Origin of the sequence: Aliivibrio sp. SR45-2 (assembly GCF_963890165.1) — a bacterium.
In the GTDB taxonomy this organism is placed as follows: domain Bacteria; phylum Pseudomonadota; class Gammaproteobacteria; order Enterobacterales; family Vibrionaceae; genus Aliivibrio; species Aliivibrio salmonicida.
In genome coordinates, this window is record NZ_CAWPRC010000216.1 from 67837 (window position 1) to 93766 (window position 25930).

At 38.1% G+C, this 25930-nt stretch carries 23 protein-coding genes; 4 read left to right on the plus strand and 19 right to left on the minus strand.

The window, feature by feature from the left end:
• Positions 1-7: 7 nt before the first annotated feature.
• From AACV33_RS20615 to csrD, 18 genes are all read right to left on the minus strand, one after another.
• Entirely contained in the window at positions 8-1051 is a 1044-nt protein-coding gene (locus AACV33_RS20615; protein WP_017022375.1) for a rod shape-determining protein, read from the minus strand.
• 122 nt (positions 1052-1173) lie between these two features.
• Positions 1174-5475 carry a DUF6701 domain-containing protein gene (locus AACV33_RS20620; protein WP_182699594.1) on the minus strand — a complete coding sequence of 1434 codons (4302 nt, stop codon included), beginning with the start codon at positions 5473-5475 and terminating at the stop codon, positions 1174-1176.
• Positions 5475-5909, minus strand: a complete 435-nt coding sequence (locus AACV33_RS20625) for a hypothetical protein (RefSeq protein ID WP_023604066.1) — start codon at positions 5907-5909, stop codon at positions 5475-5477. The genes AACV33_RS20620 and AACV33_RS20625 overlap by 1 nt, the downstream gene beginning before the upstream one ends.
• Positions 5899-6654 (minus strand): PilW family protein, encoded by a 756-nt coding sequence (locus tag AACV33_RS20630; protein WP_182699595.1) that lies wholly within the window; start codon positions 6652-6654, stop codon positions 5899-5901. The genes AACV33_RS20625 and AACV33_RS20630 overlap by 11 nt, the downstream gene beginning before the upstream one ends.
• A complete protein-coding gene (locus tag AACV33_RS20635; protein ID WP_182699596.1) occupies positions 6654-7247 on the minus strand; it encodes a type IV pilus modification PilV family protein in 594 nt (197 codons plus the stop codon). Before AACV33_RS20635 ends, AACV33_RS20630 begins: the two co-directional genes overlap by 1 nt.
• On the minus strand, positions 7244-7858 hold the full coding sequence (locus AACV33_RS20640) for a type II secretion system protein (RefSeq protein WP_017022371.1): 615 nt from the start codon (positions 7856-7858) through the stop codon (positions 7244-7246). The genes AACV33_RS20635 and AACV33_RS20640 overlap by 4 nt, the downstream gene beginning before the upstream one ends.
• 127 nt (positions 7859-7985) lie before the next feature.
• Positions 7986-8480, minus strand: a complete 495-nt coding sequence (locus AACV33_RS20645) for a prepilin-type N-terminal cleavage/methylation domain-containing protein (RefSeq protein ID WP_023604062.1) — start codon at positions 8478-8480, stop codon at positions 7986-7988.
• Positions 8481-8632: 152 nt separating this feature from the next.
• Positions 8633-9196, minus strand: a complete 564-nt coding sequence (locus AACV33_RS20650; RefSeq protein ID WP_096325322.1) for a prepilin-type N-terminal cleavage/methylation domain-containing protein — start codon at positions 9194-9196, stop codon at positions 8633-8635.
• 87 nt (positions 9197-9283) lie between these two features.
• Positions 9284-9736 (minus strand): hypothetical protein, encoded by a 453-nt coding sequence (locus tag AACV33_RS20655; protein ID WP_035470621.1) that lies wholly within the window; start codon positions 9734-9736, stop codon positions 9284-9286.
• Positions 9736-10962 carry a type II secretion system F family protein gene (locus AACV33_RS20660; protein WP_017022367.1) on the minus strand — a complete coding sequence of 409 codons (1227 nt, stop codon included), beginning with the start codon at positions 10960-10962 and terminating at the stop codon, positions 9736-9738. The genes AACV33_RS20655 and AACV33_RS20660 overlap by 1 nt, the downstream gene beginning before the upstream one ends.
• Before the next feature lie 10 nt (positions 10963-10972).
• Positions 10973-12697, minus strand: coding sequence for a GspE/PulE family protein (locus tag AACV33_RS20665; RefSeq protein ID WP_017022366.1), 1725 nt, complete (start codon positions 12695-12697; stop codon positions 10973-10975).
• Positions 12687-13760 (minus strand): tetratricopeptide repeat protein, encoded by a 1074-nt coding sequence (locus tag AACV33_RS20670; RefSeq protein WP_182699597.1) that lies wholly within the window; start codon positions 13758-13760, stop codon positions 12687-12689. The genes AACV33_RS20665 and AACV33_RS20670 overlap by 11 nt, the downstream gene beginning before the upstream one ends.
• The gene (locus tag AACV33_RS20675) at positions 13757-14605 is read right to left on the minus strand and encodes an ExeA family protein (protein ID WP_012549284.1); all 849 of its coding nucleotides are present in this window, start codon (positions 14603-14605) and stop codon (positions 13757-13759) included. The genes AACV33_RS20670 and AACV33_RS20675 overlap by 4 nt, the downstream gene beginning before the upstream one ends.
• A 10-nt stretch (positions 14606-14615) precedes the next feature.
• Positions 14616-16253: a pilus (MSHA type) biogenesis protein MshL gene (gene mshL, locus AACV33_RS20680; RefSeq protein ID WP_182699598.1), complete on the minus strand. Its 1638-nt coding sequence runs from the start codon at positions 16251-16253 to the stop codon at positions 14616-14618.
• Positions 16254-16265: 12 nt separating this feature from the next.
• The gene (locus AACV33_RS20685; RefSeq protein WP_017022362.1) at positions 16266-16607 is read right to left on the minus strand and encodes a hypothetical protein; all 342 of its coding nucleotides are present in this window, start codon (positions 16605-16607) and stop codon (positions 16266-16268) included.
• Between the two features lies 1 nt (position 16608).
• Positions 16609-17247, minus strand: a complete 639-nt coding sequence (gene pilO / locus AACV33_RS20690) for a type 4a pilus biogenesis protein PilO (RefSeq protein WP_023604056.1) — start codon at positions 17245-17247, stop codon at positions 16609-16611.
• Positions 17240-18703 carry an MSHA biogenesis protein MshI gene (locus AACV33_RS20695; protein ID WP_182699599.1) on the minus strand — a complete coding sequence of 488 codons (1464 nt, stop codon included), beginning with the start codon at positions 18701-18703 and terminating at the stop codon, positions 17240-17242. Before AACV33_RS20695 ends, pilO begins: the two co-directional genes overlap by 8 nt.
• A gap of 124 nt (positions 18704-18827) precedes the next feature.
• Positions 18828-20813, minus strand: a complete 1986-nt coding sequence (csrD, locus tag AACV33_RS20700) for an RNase E specificity factor CsrD (RefSeq protein ID WP_023604054.1) — start codon at positions 20811-20813, stop codon at positions 18828-18830.
• 192 nt (positions 20814-21005) lie between these two features.
• Between csrD and AACV33_RS20705 the strand changes: the two genes are divergently transcribed.
• Positions 21006-21695 (plus strand): hypothetical protein, encoded by a 690-nt coding sequence (locus tag AACV33_RS20705; RefSeq protein ID WP_065611616.1) that lies wholly within the window; start codon positions 21006-21008, stop codon positions 21693-21695.
• 72 nt (positions 21696-21767) lie between these two features.
• On the opposite strand, the gene AACV33_RS20710 is transcribed toward AACV33_RS20705, so the two are convergent.
• Positions 21768-22319 carry a single-stranded DNA-binding protein gene (locus AACV33_RS20710; protein ID WP_182699600.1) on the minus strand — a complete coding sequence of 184 codons (552 nt, stop codon included), beginning with the start codon at positions 22317-22319 and terminating at the stop codon, positions 21768-21770.
• 321 nt (positions 22320-22640) lie between these two features.
• On the opposite strand from AACV33_RS20710, the gene AACV33_RS20715 reads away from it, so the two are divergent.
• Genes AACV33_RS20715 through AACV33_RS20725 form a run of 3 tightly spaced genes read left to right on the plus strand, consistent with a single transcriptional unit; the run spans position 22641 to position 25929 of the window.
• Positions 22641-24053: an undecaprenyl-phosphate glucose phosphotransferase gene (locus AACV33_RS20715; protein WP_182699601.1), complete on the plus strand. Its 1413-nt coding sequence runs from the start codon at positions 22641-22643 to the stop codon at positions 24051-24053.
• A complete protein-coding gene (locus tag AACV33_RS20720) occupies positions 24037-25347 on the plus strand; it encodes an outer membrane beta-barrel protein (RefSeq protein WP_339379730.1) in 1311 nt (436 codons plus the stop codon). Before AACV33_RS20715 ends, AACV33_RS20720 begins: the two co-directional genes overlap by 17 nt.
• Positions 25348-25929 (plus strand): polysaccharide biosynthesis/export family protein, encoded by a 582-nt coding sequence (locus AACV33_RS20725; RefSeq protein ID WP_017022354.1) that lies wholly within the window; start codon positions 25348-25350, stop codon positions 25927-25929.
• The last annotated feature ends 1 nt before the right edge of the window (position 25930 follow it).

The following is a 25930-nucleotide window of genomic DNA, read 5'->3' on the forward strand; positions in this document are numbered from 1 at the left end:
ATTATTATTACTCTTCACTAAAGAGATCGCCACCGTGCATGTCGATCATTTCTAATGCTTTACCGCCGCCAAGAGCAACACATGTTAATGGGTTCTCTGCAACAACCACTGGGATCCCAGTTTCTTCAGTCAAAAGACGGTCTAAATCACGAAGTAGTGCACCACCACCCGTTAATACCATACCGTGTTCTGAAACATCAGATGCTAGTTCTGGTGGACACTGTTCTAGTGCAACCATTACTGCTGAAACGATACCAGAAAGAGGCTCTTGAAGCGCTTCTAAAATTTCGTTTGAATTTAGTGTAAAGCTGCGAGGAACACCTTCTGCAAGGTTACGACCACGAACTTCAATTTCAAGGACATCATCACCAGGGTATGCAGAACCGATCTCGTGCTTAATGCGCTCAGCAGTCGCTTCACCAATAAGGCTACCGTAGTTACGACGTACGTAGTTAATGATCGCTTCATCAAAACGGTCACCACCAATACGAACAGACGATGAGTAAACCACACCGTTCAGTGAGATAACGGCAACTTCTGTTGTACCACCACCTATATCAACCACCATAGAACCGGTCGCTTCAGATACCGGTAAGCCAGCGCCGATAGCAGCAGCCATAGGCTCATCAATTAGGAAGACTTCACGGGCACCAGCGCCTTGAGCTGATTCACGGATAGCACGGCGTTCAACTTGCGTAGAACCACAAGGAACACAAACAAGAACGCGTGGGCTTGGACGTAAGAAGCTGTTGTCGTGCACTTGTTTAATGAAGTGTTGCAACATTTTTTCGGTTACGTAAAAGTCAGCGATAACGCCATCTTTCATTGGACGAATAGCAGAAATATTACCAGGAGTACGACCTAGCATTCGTTTTGCTTCGTGACCAACAGCCGCTACGCTTTTCGCTGAACCATTACGGTCTTGACGAATAGCAACAACAGAAGGTTCATCAAGAACGATGCCTTGACCTTTTACATAAATAAGTGTGTTGGCAGTACCTAGATCGATTGAAAGATCGTTTGAAAACATGCCACGAAGTTTCTTAAACATAATCTTCGTATTTCCTGAAAGCGTGATAATAAGATAAATATAACTAAATGTACCAATGCCTAGCCTAATCAGCAAGGCATTGCTACAGAATCCTGAAGCAAATCAGGATTTTTATTCATTTTTTAGTTAGAAGTACCAATAATGTTACTTTCACCGCGAAATATGATGCGGTCATTCCCACGGTAAATACCAAACGTCACCACGGTTGATGGATCTTCATCACCTTTGCCTCGCCAGTTATATTGAAGCCAAGGTTGATAATTTGCAGGTGACCCTGAAGAACTATTCAAAGAAGCTTCACCATTCGTTAATTTTAGCCAAAAGCGCACCTGCTCACGCAAAGTCGCATTATTGGTATCAGCGATGGCTTTTAAATTGCGTCTATCAATGCCGGAATCAATACCACTGAAGTTAGAACCAGATAAGGCAGAGTTACTTGATGGACTCGGATCTGGCCAAATCGTTTGTTTGTAATAATTAGCGCCATTAAATGTTGTCGCATTATCACTATCGCTAATCACAAAGCCAGTACCATTCCAATACTCAACACGTAATGGAATCATCACACTCTGGCCTATCGCTGCTCCAACACTGTCTAATACCATTCGCCCATAGCGAACGTCTGGTTGTGATAATAACTCTTGATCTACTACTGTTTGGTTTTTATCAAAAGAAACGGGATCTACTCCACTTATTGCTAAGTTCAACCCAGTAGTTATCGAATTAACGCCCTCATTAAATGGACCATCAGCAGTTGTTGTTACATTACTCACTAACATTGATGCATTTTTTCTTGACCAAATGACACTATTTGAAAGATCTGGCGTTTCCCAAGTGGCATTACTCCAATGGGTATTATCTAAGTCAGAAGGTGCAATATTCAATCGCTCATGATAATCACCAGTGAGTTCGAAACTCGCTTTTAAGTTTGTATCAAACAAGCCATAGTTAGTCGCTGTTGAACCATGAGCAGAATAGGCCGTCACTTCAAAAGTTACATCCTCAAAAGGCTGGTCCATATAGGCATAAGTTCCCTCTGAAGAACCTTGCCTTTTAGGGTAATCCCATAAAGTATCTGTGATGGTGAAATAAGCAGGATAGAAACGACCGATAGAAAGCTCACCAAATTCAATCCCTCCTTGAATCCCATCATAAAAAATAGGACTTAAAGCTTCAGATTTAAATAAAAGACTTCCAACTTCTGAATAGGTCATATTATTAAATTCGTAATAGCTATCTCTACCGACATCGACATAAACATCATTATTAAGAGGAGCTAATGGAGCTAAAGTACCTTTAACTCCAGCAGTTGGAGTACTTAACTCGTATGATGGCGATATAGATGAAAAAGGAGCGGATGATTTAAAGAAATTTTGAGTCACTGGTAGCTGACATAAATCAGTTGCGGTACCAAATCTCACTGGTTTCACCTTTACAGAGAACCTTTCACCCGCAGCAACTAACGCAGGACCACCAGAGCTATCTCCATCGACAGATATATCACTACAAACAGCAAGCTTCCAAGGGCGAGATTCAACATTTACGACTGTTGATAATAAACCAGAATCAACAGGATAATCAGGATAATCAGGATAATCATCACAATCAAAACCAACAGGACAGGTAAAACTTGGATCACTCAAGGTAAAATAGACAGAACCTGCTTCCTGATAGGTTAGGCTTGTTGTGGCTACGCCTTGATTGAAAGTCAGGTCTATTTCGCTTGGGTTTATATTACCGGCTAATTCTAAATCCGTTAGGATACCTTCATTTGAGTTAGGTGCATCTAAGATATACGGTGATACATCTAATACTTTGTTACCACTATAATCTTGAACAACATCAGGAGAGCCATCATTACAAGCAAGAACTGACACATCAAAAGACTGCGGTTTATTCGCGATTACCTTTACCGTATTAACATTAAATTTAAATGGTACAAATTCAAAATGCTCCTTGGTTGTTTCATTTAAACCATCAGATGACGCAGTTACATCAAAAACATCCAAATCAGAGCTACCTAAGTACAGTATTTTTTTACCATTTACGAATGTTGAGCCTGTTATTGAACAATCAGCAGCAACTGATTTATTCTCAAATGTAGACCAACATGCAGCACCATTATCTTTAGCATTAATTACTGCAGAAAAAGGCTTATTGAACCCAGAAACTGGGCCGTTATCATCTTCAACGGTGAAAGTCACAGGAATACGTTCACAAGTTAAACTGTAATCAATTTGTGGAGTAACTTTTAATGTGTAGTTTTTAGGTGGATCAAAGCATTGATTAGATCCAATGATTTGAGTATTTGGATGAAGATTAATAATAGAGGCCGTAACTGCTCCTGTTAAAGTAGCATTATTACTAATCTCTACATTTTTCTCACTATACAATAACCCCTTAAAATTAGAGTTATTGGCTAAATCGACCCAATCATGAATAGTGTTAACATTATAAGAGTATGATAAGTCGTGAACCACAACCACTAATTGACCTTGGTCTATACCTCCAAAAAAGGAATTATGACTCAATGCAAACCCTTTGGTATGAATAATAACCTCGTTCCCACTAGGAATTTCAATTTTACCTAGAATATTTATACTATCAATCCAGTACGTACCGGTTTTAAAAATAGCTTTACCATTATTATTAATAGTTAAAGAGCCCATTAATTCGTTTGATTGATAGATTTCAGTTTCACCACTTTGAATAATAATCCTTTCAAACCCAGCGGTTGGCTTCCTAAAAGACTCCAATACTAACTGATTAATCATTAACCCTGGTTCAGAAAAGCATTCACTGCCGTCACAAGCTATTTTATTATTATCGTCATTAATATCCTGAGCTAAAAAACCAACAAAACGGTTTCCAGAAACCAACGGCGCCCCTAAAATTTCAGCTCTATTAGCGATCATTAAGCTCGCTTGACTATTGCCTTTCCACGTTTGAACTGGGCTTGGGAATAAATCACACACAGGGGATACTCTAGGCTCTTCGAACATAAAAAAACCTGCTTTTTCTGCAGCATGAGCCCTTTCTGAATCTTTATCCATATCCTCTTCAACGATAAAAGAAACCTTATCTTTCTGAAGATCACAACGGCGAAGCCATCCTCCATTCCCCCCATTTCGAGAGTTTTTCGTTGCGACTAAGATTGGAGGACTATCAAAATTACCTTCAGATATATCAGTATAAGCAGATGTACACCCTTTAATTACCGGGTTAACAATTTTATCAGTTTCTCCTTTAATCGTATTTTTAGTTTCCGCCTGCCCAAGCCAAAACTTTTTACCATTAACAAAACCCGCCCCTTCTCCTGCAACGAAAGCTACTTTTTCATTGTTACTTATTACATTATGATTTCTTACTTCAGATCTTTCCAAAGCTAAACGAAATTGATCCACCCCAACATCACCAGCATAACCAGTTACCCACGCCATTGAGTTATTTTCAGTTTGAGGTTCAACTAATACCCCCGGCAACTCAGTAAAATTTGATGACAATCCATATTGTGTAAAATTAATAACATCTCCAGTATTACCTTCGCTATCACCTTGAGAGATTGTCGTTGAGGTAAACAATGAATTCGCAACAATTTTTGAACCATTAGTCAGTTCTAATACACCCGGCTCAATAACAAAATAATCAATTTCAGTCATTGGAGCAGGCTTAAAAGTAACCCTTTTAGATTTTTTATTATTTGGAGCGATTACTTGCGTTATTTTCACATTTTCATGGGTAACATCGGTCACCTTAAGCGATGATGGCAACTCTGTAATCGAACTTGATTTTTCGCTATTTTCTAAATCAATAGTAGGCATAACAAAAACAAGAGGGAGTGGTTTATTCGGATCATATTCATTTTTAAATGTAAGCGTACAATTAACGTTACCATTATCATCAATTGGGCATTCAGAAGGGCTCAATCGTCCAAATTCAAACTGTGGATTATAATTAATATCAGGAATTGGATTAAAAGAAGAATTAGAGCAAGACAATGAGATTATATCCTCATCCTCCTCCGCAAATATTTTCATATTCAGTCCCAATTTAGCATGAAAATTCACCTCTTTTTTTTCAAATTCATACCAATTAATATTATCTCTACTTTTGTAATAAGTAACTATACTAGGAGCCTCTGTGTTACCGGAATATTCATAATCCAAAGCTAAATAGTAGGTTTCATCTTCTTTAATTAAGTGATCATAAATTATAGAACCTTGATGTTCCGCTGACCACAAACGCTCGACATGTCGATGACGAGCATTCTTTACATAAAGATCATCCCCATTATCATTAATGGTAAACTTAACCGAAAAATCATGTTCACTCGATACGTTACAAGAAATATAAGAATCAGCCCAAGCTGTATTTGCTATAAAAATTGAAACAATAAAAAACAAGTATTTCATACTAGTTTTCATCAATTTATCTCCTTCGCCCAAACTTCTTGAATTCGTGCTACTTGGTTTATTCCCGAGCCACAAACAGCCGTACTCGTGATTTTAAAATACGTAATCACTTTACCTAAATGGTTCACAGGCGTGGCAACACAAACCACTTCAGGTTCACTTGAACAACCACTGTTATTTAATGCCATATTAGGTCTATGTATCTCTTCATCACATAGACTAGAATCCGCACCTGAAACGCCAATAGGGAACAGTTGAACTAATCCCCACTCAGCTCCTGAATATGCTAAAAACCACGCTTGCGTTCCTAACACTTCTTTAGAAACCGCATCGTGATTACTCGTTTCGACCTTCAACAAATTTAACGAAAGAAAACCAACAACAACCATAATAATCACTGATAATATCAATATATTACCACTCTGCTTTGCGTAGTTATGGAACATTCATCACCTGCACATCATGTTGATATTGAGTTACTTCATCGAGACCATTAGTAAAAGCTAACACCATCCGAACGGTACTGTTTCGATGCATTGAGGCACTTTCAAACTCAAATTTACCGCTACTTACCTGATTGGCAAGTTGAACCTTTGAAACACGAGCACCAGATGCGTTAATACGTGAGCGATACACGCCATTATCCTGAATACAATATTCAATCACTTCAGGCTGATAAAAAAATGCCCGCTCAGACGTTGAATTAGAGATAAAAGCAGGATTATTATTTGATGAAAAATTGATGGTTGATACACCAGAAGACATCGCGACAGAGTTAACAGAAACATACCTTAAACTGCTCGCCTCAATAAGATCCTTTTGTGTACTCGGGTTTATAGTTAATCTTGTATTATCAAGATCCAAAAAATTCGTCGACATGATGACGGTGTCAATACTGTCTTCTCCCACAAGAGGAAGAGACAGATAAAACGCACTCGCCTCTATAGAAACAAAGCTAACGCATTCGCCCCCATTTGATGCATCTATACTATTGGGCACAGCATGGCGTAATTCTCGACTGAATTTTTCAATCACAAATTTAGCCTGCATTTGAGTATCCTGACGATCGATACTGGTGCTGTAGCTTTGAAATCCAAGTAATAAGGTATTGCTTGCCGCCATAGCGACAATAGCCACTACCACGACGGTAAGTATCAGTTCAATTAAAGTAAAACCACGTTGCCGGTTCATCAATAATTACCTCTATAGGCACTAAAGGTATATCTGGCATGCTGACTCGCATAAAGGGTGATATCTATTTTTTTATATGGTAGCGAGACAGAAGATCTACCATCTACATTTGCATAATTAACCTGTATTTCAACAGTGAAATTTTTATATTCGTTAGCACTATCCGTCGCTATAAGCTTATCAAAATCATAGTTAATTAACCCATTTGAGCTGCATAACTCAGCCTTTCCCCAGCAACCAATAAAATCATCGACATCATTAAAGACACTGGCATTCACAGAGACATTCTGCTCATCGCCATCACGACCTAACGTCACTGAGCATGGAATAAGAATATTGCTTTCATTTTTTTCACCACAACGATATAGCCCACCATTAGGATCACTATGTTGATCAAACTGACGACTTAATATATCCGTCATAATTGAATGCCCTAATGCCGCCGCTTGAGCTTCATATGTGGCCTTATGTGATTTCTCTGATGAAGAAAAAACACCAGACACTAAGATAGAAAGAGCAAAACCAAGAATCACAATGCCAACGACAGATTCAATTAACGTTAACCCTTGTTGATTGTATTTATAGCCTTTCATAATCCACAGCCTTCATCCAGAATTGAGCGATAAATAAAGCCTTCACCATTAATACATACAGAACGACTTTCATTAGACGAAGAGGTTGTTATCGTTATTCGGCAATCCTCTCCCGAGCACAAAGAAGAGGTCGCAGAAGAAAGTGGCATAATAGGTCGTCCTAATAAATCAAATGACAATTGAGATATCGAAATAGCACCATCACTATTAGTAAACTCATAACTTAATTTAATTAATTCGAGTTGTTGTTGATTTGTCTCTTTTGAATAATCAGACAACACCGCACTGTTCATATTTTGATTTTGACATGCTTGCGATACGCCAAATTTATCGGAAGCGAGATGTAGAATTCGACAGTCATCTACCCCATCTTTATTGGTCTCATTTATCGGGATATTGGTTTGCATTGAAGCGACTTGGATCTGACGTAAAATAGACATGACTTGTTCTTGTGCAGCGGCCGATGAAAAACGGCTCACTCCCATGTATTTACTCGATGCATAAACGGCAATAATCGCTAATAGTACGATCACGACTATTAATTCAATTAATGTAAATCCATTGATTTTTATTCGTTTTATTTGTTGTAATTTAATACGTGGAGCTTTCATTACCCGTTACCTTATTCCCACCCGTTACTAGGATAATTGAATTAAGAAAGATAGCGAGTAAATGTTAGTTTTAGATACAAAAAAGCCAGCGGAGATCGCTGGCTTTAGATTAACTAGAAATGACTAATTAACACTTATTATCAACAACTGTTGAAGTAGCAGAAGATGTTGCGCTTTCTGCTTTAGTGTAACTAACAAAACATCCAGCATTATCGCTTGCTGCTGGTGAAGTCCACTTCCAGCTACTATCAACCGTTTGACCTTTAAATGTATAAGAAATACTATTTGTAGTGCTTACATTTGCACCTGAAACTACGAGCCAATCATCAGACAAACCAACAACAACAGAACCAATTCCCGCAGTATCAGCAGTTGGGTAACCAAATGCGATTGTCGTGCCATCTTTCAATGCTGTTCCTGACTGCTCAACACCCTCAATTGCCGCTTTGCCATAAACGATACCTGAAGCCCCAGCCATTGCGCCTTTTAATCCTTGTAGAGATGACTTACGTGCATCACCTTGAAGGTTTAAAAATTTAGGTGCCGCCGTTACTGCAAGAATACCTAGAATAACGATAACAACTACTAACTCAATAAGGGTGAAACCACCTTGTCTTTTCATATTACTACTACTCTCTATTTATTATAAATTTGATGGAACTTAAAAGCTGCCACCATTATTGTGAAATCGAATATATATTGATATATTTAAAACTTATTTACTTACCAACGCACGATCAACAAATAACCCTGCATTGGTATTTAAATTAATTATTATTGTAAGGTAACAACAACTCGGCCACTCTCTGGCTCATAAGTAAAGAAGTGTCCTTCATTCTCTTGTTGAGTATATTTACATTGCTTACGGCTATTATCTGTAATAATTTCCGCTAAATATTTCGCTTTTTCATCCTTAGCATCATCGGTTACATAAGGGGCATTTTGTAATAACATTTCCATTAATAAAATACATTCTTTCGATGTTAATTCTGAAGGATAACCGCCGGTTGTTGCCCCATCTAAATCTTCTCTTGGTGCCATCGGGTAACCCGGACGAAAATCAGACTGATTTGCTTGAGAAGGATCCGTTAGCCAGAACTCGGTTCCGTCATAACTCACTGCATTATAATCATCAATTTTAGGTCTCGCTTCTGCTTCCCACTGCGCTCTTGCGGAGAGTACAGCAGTTGCATAACCACCTGCAACCCCTTCAACACTCGCTTTTTTCGCTTCGAGACTGACATCTAAAAATCGTGGTAACGCCACTGTCGCCAACAAACCGATAACAACAATAACGATCACTAGCTCAACCAGTGAGAAACCTTTTTGACGCTTCATAATCATGCTTCTCTCTATCTTATTTTCTTCGTGAATTGTAAGGGATTATACAAAAAAAAACACAGCGTTCGTCAAAAATCATTAACTTTATTTCGTTTCAGAAAAAATAACGTTAACTTTAAAGATGCCATTAATTAACATAACCGAAATCATTTTACCATCCGCTATACCATAGTTACAACGGTTGTAATTACTTTCTTTTATTTCATGAGTTATTGTTATGCTATCTGTGTAAATCGTTTTCTTCTCAGGTAATAACAGAGTTAACCAAGCTCGGCAATCAAGCTTCCCATCATTAAAAACAATCGGCCACCCTAATGCAGAGAATTGAACATTAATTCCTTCTTTCTGAATTGATGTTGGTTCTCCACTCACTACCCAATAATTTCTATATTCATTTGCCGATGACAATATATCTCGACTTGTCATAATCAAGGCTGCATTTTCAACTTCGGGTTCCATTTTATTCCATTGCCACATAATCGTAGCTAATAGAATAACGAATATTGTCCCCCATATAATTCGGGACGATGACACCATTATGAACCCTTCACTACATCCAACATATTCCACATTGGTAAGAAAATACCCAACGCTAAAATTAAGACCATTCCGGCCACAACAACCAAAAGTAAAGGCTCAATTCTAGCGGTTAATGTTCTTAAATCGTAATCGACTTCTCTGTCATAGAAATCGGAGACTTCCAGTAAGAGATCATCTATTTGTCCCGTTTCTTCACCAACCGCAATCATCTGTTGAACAAGCGGAGTGAAAATACCGCTTTGCGCCGCAGTTGCCGACATACTGGTGCCTGATTCAATGCCGTTTTTCATTTCTAATAAACGATTTTCTAAATACTTATTTCCTAGTGCTTCGGCAGAAAGCGCTAACGATTGATTCAATGGAACGCCCGACTTAAGCATCAATGCAAAGGTACGAGAAAAACGCGACATTTGTGCCCGAGTGACAATATCTCCCACAATTGGCACCTTTAAACGAAACTTATCCCACTTTTCTCTTCCGTCATCTCGACTAATCCAAGCTTGAAAAGCACAAAATGCCCCCGCCATTGCGGCGATTAGCACATGCCAATAATTAACAAAGAAACTGGATGTCGCCATTAATATTCGAGTAGGTAAAGGCAGTTCAACCCCAAAGCGAGCAAACATACTCGTAAACTGTGGAATCACTTTAACGTTCAATACAAACATCGCCAGCAAGATAAAACTCAGAACAAAAATAGGATAACGCATGGCAGATTTGATTCGCTTACGTGTTTCCATTTCTTGTTCGTAGTAGCTCGCTAACTGCATCAGAGCCTGATCTAAACGACCCGTATTCTCTCCTACATGAATCATAGAGACAAAAAGTGAACTAAAAACATGAGGATGTTGCTGCATAGACACAGACAAACTGCGGCCATTAGTTAAGTCACTGGTTACTTCGTCCAATGCTTTTTTTAATATCTTATTGCTGCTGTTTTGTGATAATCCATTCATCGCACGTAATAGCGGCACACCCGCCTTGGTTAAGCTGTACATTTGACGACAAAAAATCACTAATACATCTAAAGGAATATTAGGTTGAAACCATTTCTTCCAATCTAACGTATTTGATGAAGAGCCAAACTTACTCGCAACAATGGAGGTTGGGATAATCCCTTCATTCATCAATTGCTCAGCAGCCGCTTCTTGAGAAACCGATTCAACACGACCAGATACTTGTATGCCACGTGCATTTCGACCACTGTATTTAAACATCGCCATTATTAACGCCTTACATCAATATTGGCTGATGAGAGGCGGCATTGTCCCCTTCACCAAGGATCATAACTTCATCAAGACTGATGATGCCATTCATTGCTAACTCCATCGCAGAAGCGAGCAATGGCTTATATTCTTTATTTTCTCTGGCCTTATGTGAGAAACCAACGGCATCATTAGCGCGTAACGCATCCATCATTGGCTGATCTAATTCTAATAATTCAAATACACCAATACGGCCACGATAACCGGTTAAATTGCAATTCTGACAACCATGCCCACGTCTAAATGGCACTGAGGCTTGATTTGGGAATCGAGCTTCTAACCATAATTTACGAGGTTCATCTACTGCATCTTCACCTGAACATTCAGTACAGATCTTTTTAACTAATCGCTGTGCCAATACCGCACGAACAGCACTGGCAACTAAGTACCCTGGCGCTCCCATGTCCATCATTCGCAATGCACTGTCCACCGCATCATTCGTATGCAAGGTAGATAATACTAAGTGACCTGTTAATGCAGCTCGTAACCCGATCTCTACCGTCTCTTGATCACGCATTTCACCAATCAGAATGATATCAGGATCTTGACGTAGGAAGGTTCTTAAAATCTTCGCAAAGGTTAAATCGATTTTAGGATTAACCTGAACTTGGTTTATCCTAGGTAAGCGGTACTCGACTGGATCTTCCGCTGTAATTATTTTCTTACTTGGTTGATTTAACTCGTTTAATGCGCCATACAACGTCGTTGTTTTACCAGAACCAGTCGGTCCGGTAACCAAAATCATGCCGTGCGGACGACGAAGTTGTTTACGTAATCGAACCAAGAGATGATCAGGTAACCCTGAATATTCTAATTCACGAATACCTGTCGTTTGGTTCAATAAACGCATCACGACTGATTCACCATATTGAACTGGCATGGTTGATAAACGAATATCAACGGATTGACCACGCGTCTTGATATTAAAACGACCATCTTGAGGTAATCGCTTTTCAGAAATATCCAAATTCGCCATTAACTTCAAACGTAAAACCAGTGCAGAGGCAATATTAACTTCGTTTAATAATGTTTCGTGCAGCACACCATCAATACGTTGACGTAAACGAAGGACTTTATCATCCGGTTCAATATGAATATCCGACGCACCAACTTGAATCGCATCTTCAAATAAAGAATTGATCAGTTTTACAACGGTAACTTCGTCGTTGTCGTTATCTGAGATACCAAAATTAAAATCGTCATTTTCTTTATGTTCAGATTGAAGTTGCTCAGCAAAAGAGGCGATTTCCTTGGTTCGACGATAAAAGCGATCAAAGCTATCAACCAGTTGCCTTTCTGATGCGATAACCATTTCGATATTGTATTGCTGAAGCTGTGAAAAAAGTGCTTCTTGAGCAAATAAATCTGCGGGATCACTCATTGCAACACGGATAGTGTTACCCTGCTGACTTACCACTAACGCTCGTAATCGACGAGCATGAACTTCTGGTAATAAATGTACGGCCGCGGCATCAATATCGGCACGATTTAAATCAATTAATGGCACATCTAACTGCTGAGATAAAAACGTCAGCATTTGTTTCTCAGTTAAAAAACCAAGTTGGATTAATGTTCCGCCAAGTTTACGTCCCGTTTTTTTCTGCGCAGCCAGCGCTTGTTCTATCTGTGCTTCTGAGACAATGTTTTCTTCGACTAATAGATCACCAAGTCTTTTTCTTAACTTAAGACGCATTATTCACTTCCTTCATTGTCTCTAATAACTTAATTCGGTCTCGAACAAACACTTGAGATGAGCGGGATAAGCCCGGCTTGATCAATGCTGATTGATAAGTATCATAAGCTTTATCAACCTCTGCTTCTCTCTCATAAACAATGGCAAGACCTAACCACCAACGACCATTATCAGGGTCTTTATTGACAAGCATTTGATAGCTTTCTTTTGCTAAATCGATAAATTTTAATTGTTGAGCTAACCCACCACGCGTGGCTAAATAATCAATAGAGGCTTCTAAAGGAATGTATTCGACAACAGATAAAGCCGCTTCTGGTTGCTCTTCTCTTTGTAATAAACTTGCCAACGCTAAACGCAAAGTCACGCTGTCATTATCTAGCTTTATTCCCTGCTGCAAGACCGCCGCCGCTTCTTTCACTTGATGCTTACCATAGAGTAATGCAGCTAACTTCTTACGTGAATCGTCATCTCTTGGCTGATATTTAAGTACGGTATAGTACTCAAGAATGGCTTGTTTAAAATCCGATTCATCAAGTGCTTTTCTCGCTGCGGATCTACTTTTCTCTGCTAATTCAGAAGGTAACAACTCAACTTCTTCGACATAAAACGCATCACTTTCAGACTTAACGTTCTGCTTAGTAGAAATGACTGGTACCGTATTTTCATTCTTTACTGTTGGTTTTTCTGCTGTTGATGCCGCCTTAATAATTGCAGTCGGCACTGGAGTCGTTATTTTTGCTGCCTGCTTTTCCGTTTTATGACGGCTTTCAGATAAATAAATCGAACTGACGGATTCAGGTGTGCTGTTTTTTGTCGGAGAATTGGAGGCTAACTCAACGACCGCTGCATCATTAGCGATGGGAGTCGTAACCGGTGTTGGCTCGTTATTTAACGTAGCCCAACCGAGAACTGAAATTGAACTTAATAAACCAATAGCAAAAAAGAAAGGCGCTTTAAATCTTGATTCCATATTTGGCACTATCGCAGGCGAAATCGTCGATGTATTCTCAACATCTGATTTTGCTTTAGTGATATTCAATAGAGCTTTATTGGTGACACTCACGCTTTTCTCCAACCCCAAAACTTAGGGAAATAATAGGTAGGTTTCATTGTGTCTGTTGTATCTTTAATGGCACTAAAAACAGAACGAGAAGATACGATAATTAACTGCTCAGAAAACGAAATTAACAATGATTTATGGCATACCTGATTAATCAACCGCGGAACCCCTGTTGTCGCTCGCCAAATAGCTTTCATTTGAGTCAATGAAAAAGGATTCACTTCACACCCAGACTCTGTCATTCGGAAACGAATATAAGCCACCGTTTCACTCATAGTTAATGGTCTTAATGTGGCTGAAAACGTAATTCGTTGACGAAGTTGTCTTAAATGGTATTGCTGTAATCTTTCATCTAATTCGGGCTGACCAAACAACACTATCTGTAATAATTTTTTATAGTCGGTTTCTAAATTGCCAAACAATCGTAAGGTTTCTAATGCTTCATCACTTAATGCCTGAGCTTCATCAAGAAAAACAACGGCTGTTTTTCCTAGTGCTTGTAACTCTATAATTTTCTCATGAATACGATCCGTTAAAGCGATATCGTCTCCATGCTGTTCAATCCTTAACTCTTTTGCTAACGCTTGACGTAATTCATGTCCATTCATCACAGGATTAGGCAAATAAAGTAACTCAACATTACTCGGCAGCTGATTCATTAGCATTCTGCACACTAGTGTTTTTCCAGTGCCAATTTCGCCCGTTACTTTGATGACTCCCTCTCCCATTGATATCGCAGATAACACGGTTTGAATTGCTTCATAATGAGGCAACAATCCATGGAAAAGCGATGTGTTTGGCGTAAGCGTAAATGGAAGCTGCTTCAGCCCAAAATGGGATTCATACATAATCTATCGATTACTCGTCAGGAAACCATTCTTGCAAAAGATCACGTGAGCGTTCTAGCTCTTCTTGCCATGTATCAACCCCAACAACCGTTGGCTTAAGCAAGATAACTAACTCTGTTTTAGTCGTTAATTGACTGACATTTCGGAATAAATGCCCCAGAACAGGAATATCACCAAGGAACGGAACTTTTGATACTTGATCAACCGTTTGTGATTTCATCAATCCACCAATAACAACGACATCTCCGCTTTTTGCTCGGATAACAGAATCAGATTCACGGATAGAGCTTTTGGCCAGCGGTAGCTCAAGAACCCCTCCAACATCACCTAAATCGATGATCTTTGTTTCTGTTTCAACATCGATAACGGATGGGTGAACGTGAAGCATCACATTCCCTTTATCATCAATTTGGGGCGTAACATCCAATGAAATACCAGAGAAAAATGGCGTTAATGTCACTTCTGGTGATGCATTCGAATTATCACCATTGCCAGTTACACTAGAGACTTCAGTGACGAAGTATTCATCACGACCCACTTTGATCACGGCTTTCTGGTTGTTGGCAGCCGTCACTCTCGGGCTTGAAAGCACATTCAAATCCCCTTGAGTATCCATAAAACTTAATACAGCTGAAAAATTACCATCAGATACCGTAATATTGGTTTGTCCGCCCAATAATGATCCAATAGCATCCATACCAGGCAGAACTCCGGCGGCTGTTCCTGGGACTTGTCCAAAAACAATATCAGTGCCTCCAACCGCAGCCGTTAAGTTAGACCAATTAATACCTTGTTGGTAACCATCACTGAGTGTCACTTCTAATAATTTAGCTTCTAGGATTACTTGACGCTGTAAGCGCTTATGTGAAATACCTAAGAACTGTTTCACTTTACGCAATTCATCAGGAGAGGCCGTAATAGTGATCACACTTGCTTGAGGTGATACAACGACACTTCGCCCAGAACCATTACCTATCATGACTGAAACGGCTTTTTCTAGTTCTTTCCAAAAATCACTTTCACTCGTTGTTTCTATCTCAGTGCCACCGGTAGCAGAAGAAGATGACGAAGACGATGAGTTATTCGAATTAGAACTATCATTACTATTCGATGAGTTACTGTCTGAATTTGTAATCGACCCTGTAGTGATTGTCGTTAAAGAACGACCCTTACGTGTTAATTGTAAATAATCAACGGGGATAGTTTCGGTGCGGATCGTCGCAGGATAAACTTGCAATACCTTGCCTGATTTTATGATTTCATAACCATAAAGATCTTCAACAGAGCGAAGTACTTCATCCAACGTCACTTCATTTACGTTCATCGTAATTCGACCGCTGACATCAGGATGCAATATCACACTGTATTCTGTGCCTTTTACTAAGCTTGTAAAAAAGGCTTTTGCACTCACGCCATTCGCTTTGATTCTAAATCGTTTTACGGGCTCATCAATTGACACCGTTGATGAGTTTAAATCAGGCATTAAATCGGCTTGTATTGAAGCAGGTAGATCATCCAATAATTGACCGCCATTATCATTAATAGATTGATCTAAGGTTTGTTTGATCTCCGTTGGATCTCGATGGCCCATTGAACAGCCAGCTAAAGAAGCGACCATTAACCCAACGATGATTTTACATGCTTTCATTTACTACAAACCTTAATGTTTAATGTCTTGTGAAAATAGAGAAAGTTCCCACCGCTTACCAGCGCGGCCAATAAATACGTTATCGTCATTAATTGATAACAGCGTATAGCCAGAGATCTTTTCACCTTGCTTCATGGATTTATCATCTAACACAGCGTAACAATCGGCATTCCCACTGCCATTACAATTAATTGCCTGTAATGATGGGAAATATTGACGTTTTTTCACTATTTTTTTCTGCTGCGGCTCAGGCTTCAACCAACTTAATGGCTCTGTAGGATCGTGTCCCGCAATAATTTCTGATGCATTAATCGACGATGCTAATAATACAAATAATAAAAGGAAATATTTCACATTAACCTCCAATGAACCCTTTACTTGAACCAAGGGTGTATACCTCAATACTTAACTCAGCATTTGGGTATGTATTCACTTTATATTGAAAGTTTCTCCAATAATATTTCACGGGCAATGCTTCTAAATTTGAAAGGTATTCTTCAAAATCAAAATAACTCCCCGAAAGCACAAGCTTAATCGGGTGAATGTAATAGCCAGCGTTACTGTTCTCATCTAATAATCGCTCAGACGGTAATGTACTCATCGAACTCAATCTTAATTTTGAAGATTTTTGTAATACGGTTTCAAGTAACGGTGCCATTTGACTTGGCGAAACTAAAGCAGCAACCCGTTTAGATAAAATATCCGCTAAATCTTGGCTTTGTAACGTTAGCTCTTTATATTCTTTATTAATTTCAAGGTTTGGATCTTTTTGCAATCGAAATTGAGCTAATTCAATTTGTTGTTTTAATGATGAAATAGAATTCGTCACTCGAGACAGTTGTTGTTCCGCTTTTTGAGTTTTCGCCATTTGAGGTTCTATGACTAGCGTTAAAGAAATAAAAATAACCGCAACCCAACCCACAATAACAATGAGCATTTTTTCTCTTTGTGATAACGCTAAGAAAGCGTCTTTTGCTTTAATCCAATTATTCATTACTTTCCTTTGACACGGTTGTATTTAAAGTAAATGACACAACCCCTTTTTCATCTGTTTTTATGTCTAATTGAGCAAAAGTTCGACCGACTAAATGCAATTCACTTTCAAAGCTCTGTATCCAACTAGGTACAACATCTGGCGTTCGTGCAAAACCAGTAAAATTAACGTCATTACCAGAAATATAAATTTTTGTTAGGGAGATATTCCCTTTACCAATTTGAGTAAGGCTACTCATAAGACCGGAGTACCCCACTTGCATCCCTTCATCAAAATTATCGATCATTTTCAATGATGCTTTCTTGGCGTTAATATCGTCTTTTAATCGCTTTATTGCCGCCAATTTAGCGGCCGATGGTTTATGTCCAGCCAACTTTTTATTTACTTCAATCAGCTCTTGGTTGTAGATACTTTCTTGAGATGATGCCAGTGCGACTTTATTTTCAACGCCATAAAGTTGCCATTGATAGTAACCTGCAATAATACCTACAAGAACCATACCAACTCCCCAACTAATCAATACATTGGGTAATGTTAAATAATCTGTTTTCGGTTTTAAGGTATCATTATATAAATTAATATTTGGCTTATTAAATAACCCTAGCCAACTCAGCACTTCCCCTGCTCTAAAGACTCTTGGTTCATCCACAATCAGTGAGGCTACCTTAACCCCTAAACGATTTTGTAGCTCAGTGGATAACGTTGAATCATCTTCATCATCACAGCGAAAATAAAGATGATTAATATTGACACCTTGCGAGTGAGCACTTAAATAATCTAATGATCGTTGTAATTCTAAAGCTAAATTATCGAGTTGAAAGTGACTAGACTCATCGCCGGTTAAAGGCGCTTTAATTCCGCGCAAAGAACGATTTAAATGTAAGCGCCCTTCATTAAACGCCAATAATTTAAAGTCTGCTGATTTACTGTGGCAAAGTAGCATAAAACCATCTTGCTCTGGTTTTGCATTTGCCCACGTTAATTCATCAGGCGTAATATTAATTACTTGAATAGAGAAAGATTGTAAAAGGTCAACAATAGACTTTATCGTGGCAATCTGAGAAATATATACCTGCAATTTACCATTACTGGTTTCAATGCCATCAGCAACAATATCAGATACGCGATCCGTAATAAGATCTTTAACAAGAAAAGGAAGCGCACCAATTAGCTCTTCTTTAGGAATATTCGGTTTTTCAATTTGAAATGACTGATAAAGATGAGAGCCTACAATTATATTGGCTCCACAGTCTGAAACACCAGCTTGTTGGCAAGCACTAACTAACGCTTCTTTCCAAGCTTGCGGATGGTTAATTTCAGTATAATGACTTTCTTTAAGTTGGTTATCATCATCGCTTTTCGCGATATATATACCACCTTGTAATAGAACAATTGATGTAGTTGTTTTAATAGAACGAGAAAGTGTCAGTTTCTTGAATGCATCCATCATATTCATTAATTACGTTATCTCTATATTGCTTTCATTACACTGAACACCCGTCTTTTTTCCGCGACGGGTTAGTCATGAATGATACAACATTCTATTCTTAAGACATATGGGAATTATCTGAAAAATGAGATCAATAACGTTTTTCCCAACGATTCCTTCGTTTAGGGATCGCGATTTTCTTTTGTTGATGAAAAAGACTGGTTTCAACCTCAAAAATACGACCTTGACCGCCTTTAACACCCAACTCTTTTAATCGTTTTAATTCTTTGTCTTTCTCTATACCCACCGCAATAACCTGAGCCCCTGTCGTTTCACAAGCCCCTAATAAGCTTCGTACAAACAGTTGATTTTCATATCGTTGATGGATGTCTTTAATCAAACTTCGATGTAATTTCACGTAATCAACATGCAAATCTTTAATATAGTGAGTACTTACAATAGTGCGGCCTGCCTGCTCTACAACCAGCTTACAACCAAAACTTTTTAACATTTTTGCAATTGGTCGTACTGAATCTAAATGCGTCACAACTTGCCCTTCAGCTAATTCAAAACTTAATCGTTGTAATTCTTCTCTTGGGGTTTGTAATAATCGATCTCTTAACTGGCGAATAAATACACTATTTTGTAAACTTTTTATATGTAAATGGACAGAAAATGAATGTTGAGACATTTCAGTATCATTTAATAATGGAAATGTTTGTTTTAAGACCGCACTATCAAGCTTTATTTGATAACCCACTTGCTCTATCGCAGGTAAAAAGCGAGACGCTTTTATTTGAATTCCATTTTCATCTTTAATTCTTGAAAATAACTCCAAGTGAAGTGGGATTATATTATTCCCTTCAAATAAAAAGGTAGTTTGCTTATAAAGCACGAGTTGCTCTTGTTCAAAAATAGCATCAAACAATGTACGCCAACGGACGCTCCCCAAACTCTCGGTTAGCTGTTGCTGTTTTTTAAATAATGACCAACTATTGTTGTTTTGTAATAGTGCACTACGATGAGCCATATCTAACTCATTCATCAGTCGCCCACGTTGCTCACCACTGACATACATGCTCACACCAATATGACACCAATTATCAGCATCTAAACTTGTTGGAGGTATAATTTTCTCTACCATTTTTAAGCATTGAGAAGACAGTAATTTCGCTTCTTTTAATGACTGTTGGGGAATAAGAAGGGCAAATTCAGATGTGTAATAACGTGAAAGTACACTATCACTATAACGTTGAATCAAATTATTTAACTGCTTCCCTAATTCGACAATTAACTCATCACCCGCTCGCTTTCCTTGTTCTTCAATCAGATCTTCCCATCCATTAATTCTCAACAGAAGTAAAACACCCTGACTTTCAGATTCTTGCAATGTGGATTCTAATTTACTGTCAAACAAGACTCTATTTGCAGAGCCCGTCAATTGATCTAAAAAGGTATGAGTTCGAATAAATGTATCAAATCGACTGCGCTCTTTACGTGCATCTTTTAATTCAGCGATCACATTATCTAACGCCAAACTTGCGGTTGCGGGCCACTCTTCTTCACTACCCACTTCATAACTATCGACCTTTCCGGCCAAAAGCATTCTCCCCCTTTCTTCTAAGAGCTCCGAGCCATAAAGTTGCTTTCTTAACCACACCACTCCCCAAAGTAGAGAAACAACAATAATGGCAATGGCTGCAGTGATAGAAAACAAAGCACCTAACGAATAAGTAAACGCACTATAAGGAGGTAAAGATTTAAAGGTAATCGAATACCCTTTATTAAGCTCGAGGGGATACGTTTTTTGATAAAGTAAATTATCATCGGGAAGGATGGCTAACGATTGAAAAGCATAAATAGGACCTGATTCTGATGACAATTCCATGCTCATTACGCTACTGGCTTTCAATAATTTTGGTAACCATTTCGCCATTGATGTCGCTTCTTCTGGTTCAAGAAGCTCTTCATCAACCACATTAACGACACCAACCAAATAATGATCTAAGTATTCGGTTCCAATTTGTTTAAAGGATATTGCTCCGCCCACGAATAAAACAAAAATAGCAGCAGAAACCATTAAAGTAACAAAGGAAATAAGGCGGTTACTTAATCGTAAATTAGGGGTTTTTCTCATTGAACTCTTCTTCCCTGAAGGTATATACCAAAATATGATGCCCTTAGTTTCAATAGGTACATCTAAACATGTATTACATATAATACAAATATTTCACTTATATCTCTATACAATGCTCACTGTTAATAACAGATACTAAATGTATTAGCCGACGATACCAAGAGAACTCCCATAATAATATAAGGCGTACGCGTGAATATTGAGCTTAACTCAAAAAAAATATTAACCTTCTTTCTTTCTTTAATTGTCATATTGGTTATTGCAAATTGCTTTGCGGTTATCTCCAAGCAATACCTAAACTACTCTCATATGGAAACTATCATTCGTTTATTTGATCTAGACAGAGAGATGAATGTTCCAACCCTTTACTCGTCATGTGCCATGATCGTTGCAAGTATTCTTCTTGGATTAATCGCTTATATCCATAAACAGAAAAAAGAACGTCACTTAGCCTGGGCTGGTCTAAGTGGAATTTTCTTATTCCTTGCTCTTGATGAAATGACTGAACTGCATGAAATGTTAGTTGGTCCTGTTCGTAACTCACTACACACAACAGGTGTACTCTACTTTGCTTGGGTTATTCCTTATGCAATTTTACTTATTATTTTTGCTTTAACTTATTTTAAATTTTTATTTCGGCTACCAAAAACAACCCGTAACTTATTAGTTATTTCAGGTATTGTTTATGTTTCGGGCGCATTAGTGATGGAGTTAATTGGTGGTGCTATTTCTCAACAACATGGTACTGACTCTCTAATTTATTCAATAAGTTACAGTATAGAAGAAACATTGGAAATGTTAGGTATTGCTTTCTTAATATACACAGCCACAACCTATATTAGTGCTCAATTCCCTAATTTAACCATGACAATTAAGGAATAATTACGTCTTCCGCCTACAAAAAAAGCCTCAATGATTGAGGCTTTTTTTTATGAAACGATTAAAGATATATTCCTAGAACGGAATATCATCATCAAAGTCCATTGGTGGCTCATTATATTGAGGCTGAGCTGCCTGCGGTGCTTGTTGTTGAGGTGCTTGTTGCTGTTGTTGTGGAGCAAAGTTATTTTGCTGCGCAGGTTGTTGAGGTTGACCCCAATTGCCTTGCTGCTGCTGTTGTTGCTGTCCACCAGCTGGAGCGCCTTGACCTTGACCACGACCACCAAGCATCTGCATTACACCGTTAAAACCTTGAACTACAACTTCTGTAGTAAAACGATCTTGACCGCTCTGATCTTGCCATTTACGTGTTTGTAATTGACCTTCAACATAAACTTGAGAGCCTTTACGTAAATACTCACCAGCAACTTCCGCTAATTTACCAAACAGAGCAACACGGTGCCATTCTGTTTTTTCACGTTGTTCGCCAGTTGCTTTATCACGCCATGATTCCGACGTTGCAATTGTAATGTTTGCTACCGCACCGCCACTTGGCATGTAACGGATTTCAGGATCTTGCCCTAAGTTACCAACAAGGATAACTTTATTAATACCACGGCTGGCCATAGTTTGCTCCAGATAAATTAGAAAGGATGAAAACTGTTCACCCGGTTATATATACAGTAGTTCGCAGTTTAACACGTTCATCACTATTTCTGATACCCCTAAACAGAGAATCCGTTCGCTCAAAAATAAAAATAGGGACGAAGTTCGAACAAAATATAAACATGGTTAGAAAAGAAAAATAATAAATGTTAGAAATTCTAGTTACTTAATAAAATAAACGATATTATTGGGATGTCATTTTTTTGACGCGACGTTAACTTAACACCTGTAATTATCGACTATACTGCTCTAATTACGTAAATCAATGCGACAAGAGGCTATATGAAACAACAAAATATAAAAATGATCACAAATAGCTATCGTAATATTAACAAAGCATTTGATTTTATACTGATAAATCTCACATTAGTTTTTTTACTTTCGCTTCAGGGCTTTTCAGAAACAGCCGTAGACTTAGCTGTAGGTTTACTGTTTTCTGTGATTTTTTTATTAATCAGCGAATATCTCAATATTTACGATATAAACAGTAAATTTGAGCTACCAAAATATCTTTCAAGGCTATTTCTTGCACTTCTGCTTTCAGGAGTAACATTACATGTTTTAAAACTCCGATTAAAAGGCATGGAAGGGGCTAGTATTAGCCATTTTAATAATCAGTTATATATGATTTGGTACTTAACGGTTTTTGTCGGACTCTCAGTACCACGTATAAGCTGTAATCTTTGTTATCGATATTTAGTGTTACCAAATACAAAAATAAAACACATTGCAATAGTCGGGTTAACCCCTGCAGGACTAGCCATTGAAAAAGCGTTATTAAAAAAATACAAACAACAAAAAATACACATTAGCTTTTATGATGATCGTTCAAATGACCGCTTTAGCTATATGGCAAAAAGTAGTCATGATGGAAAAATATGCGATCTCATTGATAAAGTAAAAAGCAATGATATTAGTGATGTTTACATCGCTTTGCCAATGGTGGCAAGAGACCGAATAAAAGACACTATACATCAGTTATCAAACTCGACAGTAGATGCTTTTATTGTTCCTGACTTATACACTTATAAATTAAATGTCTCTCAAATTACACGTATCGGAAATGTACACACGTTTAGTATTTTTAGCTCACCTTTTGAGGGATTTGGAGCGGTAATAAAACGTATTGAAGATCTTATAATCGGCTTTTTAATCACTTTATTAATTTTACCTGTTTTATGTATTGTTGCTCTTGGTGTGAAGTTAAGCTCTCCCGGCCCTATATTATTTAAACAAGATCGCTATGGCTTAGGCGGTAGGAAAATAAAAGTATGGAAATTTCGCTCAATGAAAGTTATGGAAAACTCAGGAACCGTCACTCAAGCAACAAAAAATGACCCACGAGTAACTCGTTTTGGTAACTTTATTCGCAGAACATCATTGGATGAATTACCACAATTTATCAATGTATTACAAGGTAGTATGTCTATTGTTGGTCCAAGACCTCATGCTGTAGCACACAATGAAGAATATAGAGTATTGGTCGACAACTACATGGTACGCCACAAAATAAAACCGGGTATTACCGGCCTAGCACAAATTAGTGGCTATCGTGGTGAAACAGACACACTCGATAAAATGGAAAAACGTATTGAGTATGATATTAAATATTTACAAAACTGGTCACTTTCAATGGATATAAAAATCATTTTTCTAACCGTATTTAAAGGTTTTGTCAGTGATACCGCCTATTAAGCTTGCTTGCACTCAACGGGTTTTATTGCTCATGTTTTATATGATGAGCAGCTTTTGCTATGCCGCATTAACCCCAAAACCACATATAGGGCCAGCTGGAATAGAATTTCAAAGTAACGTAGATCTTGATTATGGATATGACGACAACGTTAATTTTCAATCGGAAAAAGCCCCTCATGTAACGTCAGATTTTTTTGATCTAAAGCCTTTTTTAAAATTAGAAGGTAAACGTAACGCGGACACTTACACAGTTGAGTATCTCGGTGATTATCGTCAATATCAAAACGACGCGACTTCGGATGATTATGATGACCACACAATAAGGTTCATTGGAGCCTGGGAAAAGGGCCTTAATAATGACCTCCTATTTACGATCGAAAATGTCTTAGCTCACGAAAATAGAGGAGAAGGACTTACTGATGGTTTATCTGCTGAACAGTTTAAACAATACGGTATAGATGATGTTTTGAAAACGAATATGCTGAACACTGAACTTCGCTACAGCATTGATAAGCAAGACAGCATTGGTAAACTCAGTTTTGCGGCCCAATATAAAGAATTTAGCTATGACGACAGAGAGTCCAGTGATGTCCATAAAAATAATTTCAACCAATATATTAAAGACCAAAATTGGAACCAGACTACATTTACCATAGAGTTATTTGACCAAGCGTCAAGCCGTACTCGATTTCGATATTCGATAATCAGCAACCTAAGAGACTATGAAGAAGATAACAAAAAAAATACAAATGAAACCTTTTTGGTCGCCGGAATAAAAAGCCAACAAACAGGAAAAACCACGATAGATGCCAATATTGCATGGTTGTATAAAACCTTTCCAAACCAACCTGATTCTCAAGGCTTTAGCGGATTAAACTGGGATGTTGATATAGCTTGGAGCCCTGTGAGATATTCAACCTTTCATTTGTTTACGGATCAACGGGTAGAAGATCCAACAGAAGTTGGAGGATATGTTTTAAATACCAAATATGGTACACGTTGGGAGCATTTTTGGTGGTCTAATAGATTTTCTAGTGAATTAGGGTTTAATTATGAAACCAGTGCCGATCAACATAAAAACGATGGTAAAACAACCACAACCACAGACGCTATGGCAAAATTAACATATAAATTTAGACCATCAATTATACTAGAGCTAAGCTATCAACAAATGATTAATACTTCAGACAAAGAGTTTGATGACTTCACTATCAATAACTCGGCAGAAACCATTATCCAGACATTAGGTTATGACAAATCCATTATAATGTTTACAACTAAGGTGCAAATTTAGATGAAATCCTTCTTTATATCTTTTTGCTTATTCATCTCTGTGCTCTCTCACGCTTATGCATCAGAGACTTCACCAGTAAAGAATACAGAAATACAAAAATCAGACACAACGGTTCAGAAAGATGACCTAGGTTATGTATTAGGGGCTGGTGATAGTATTCAGATATCGGTATTTAAAGAGCCCGATATGACCTTACGTTTGAAAATTCACCGCGGTGGATTTGTTAATTTCCCTTACCTTGGTGATGTGCAGTTATTGGGAAGAACTCCAGCACAAATAGAAAAAGACATAGAAACTAAATTGGCTGACGGGTACATCGTCCAGCCAATGGTAACCGTCAGTATTGAGTCCTTTAGAAAGTTCTTTATCAGTGGTGAAGTTGCAAACCCTAATGGGTACGAATTTCAACCAGGATTAACCGTTGAACAAGCGATTGCGATGGCTGGTGGTTTTACTGATCGGTCAGATAGAGATGGCATTAACGTCCGTCTAGCCGCGACAAATGAATTAATTGAAGATGTGGGTCCAACCTATCCAGTAGGTCCGGGCGATGTAGTTATTATTGAACAGAGTTTTTTCTAAA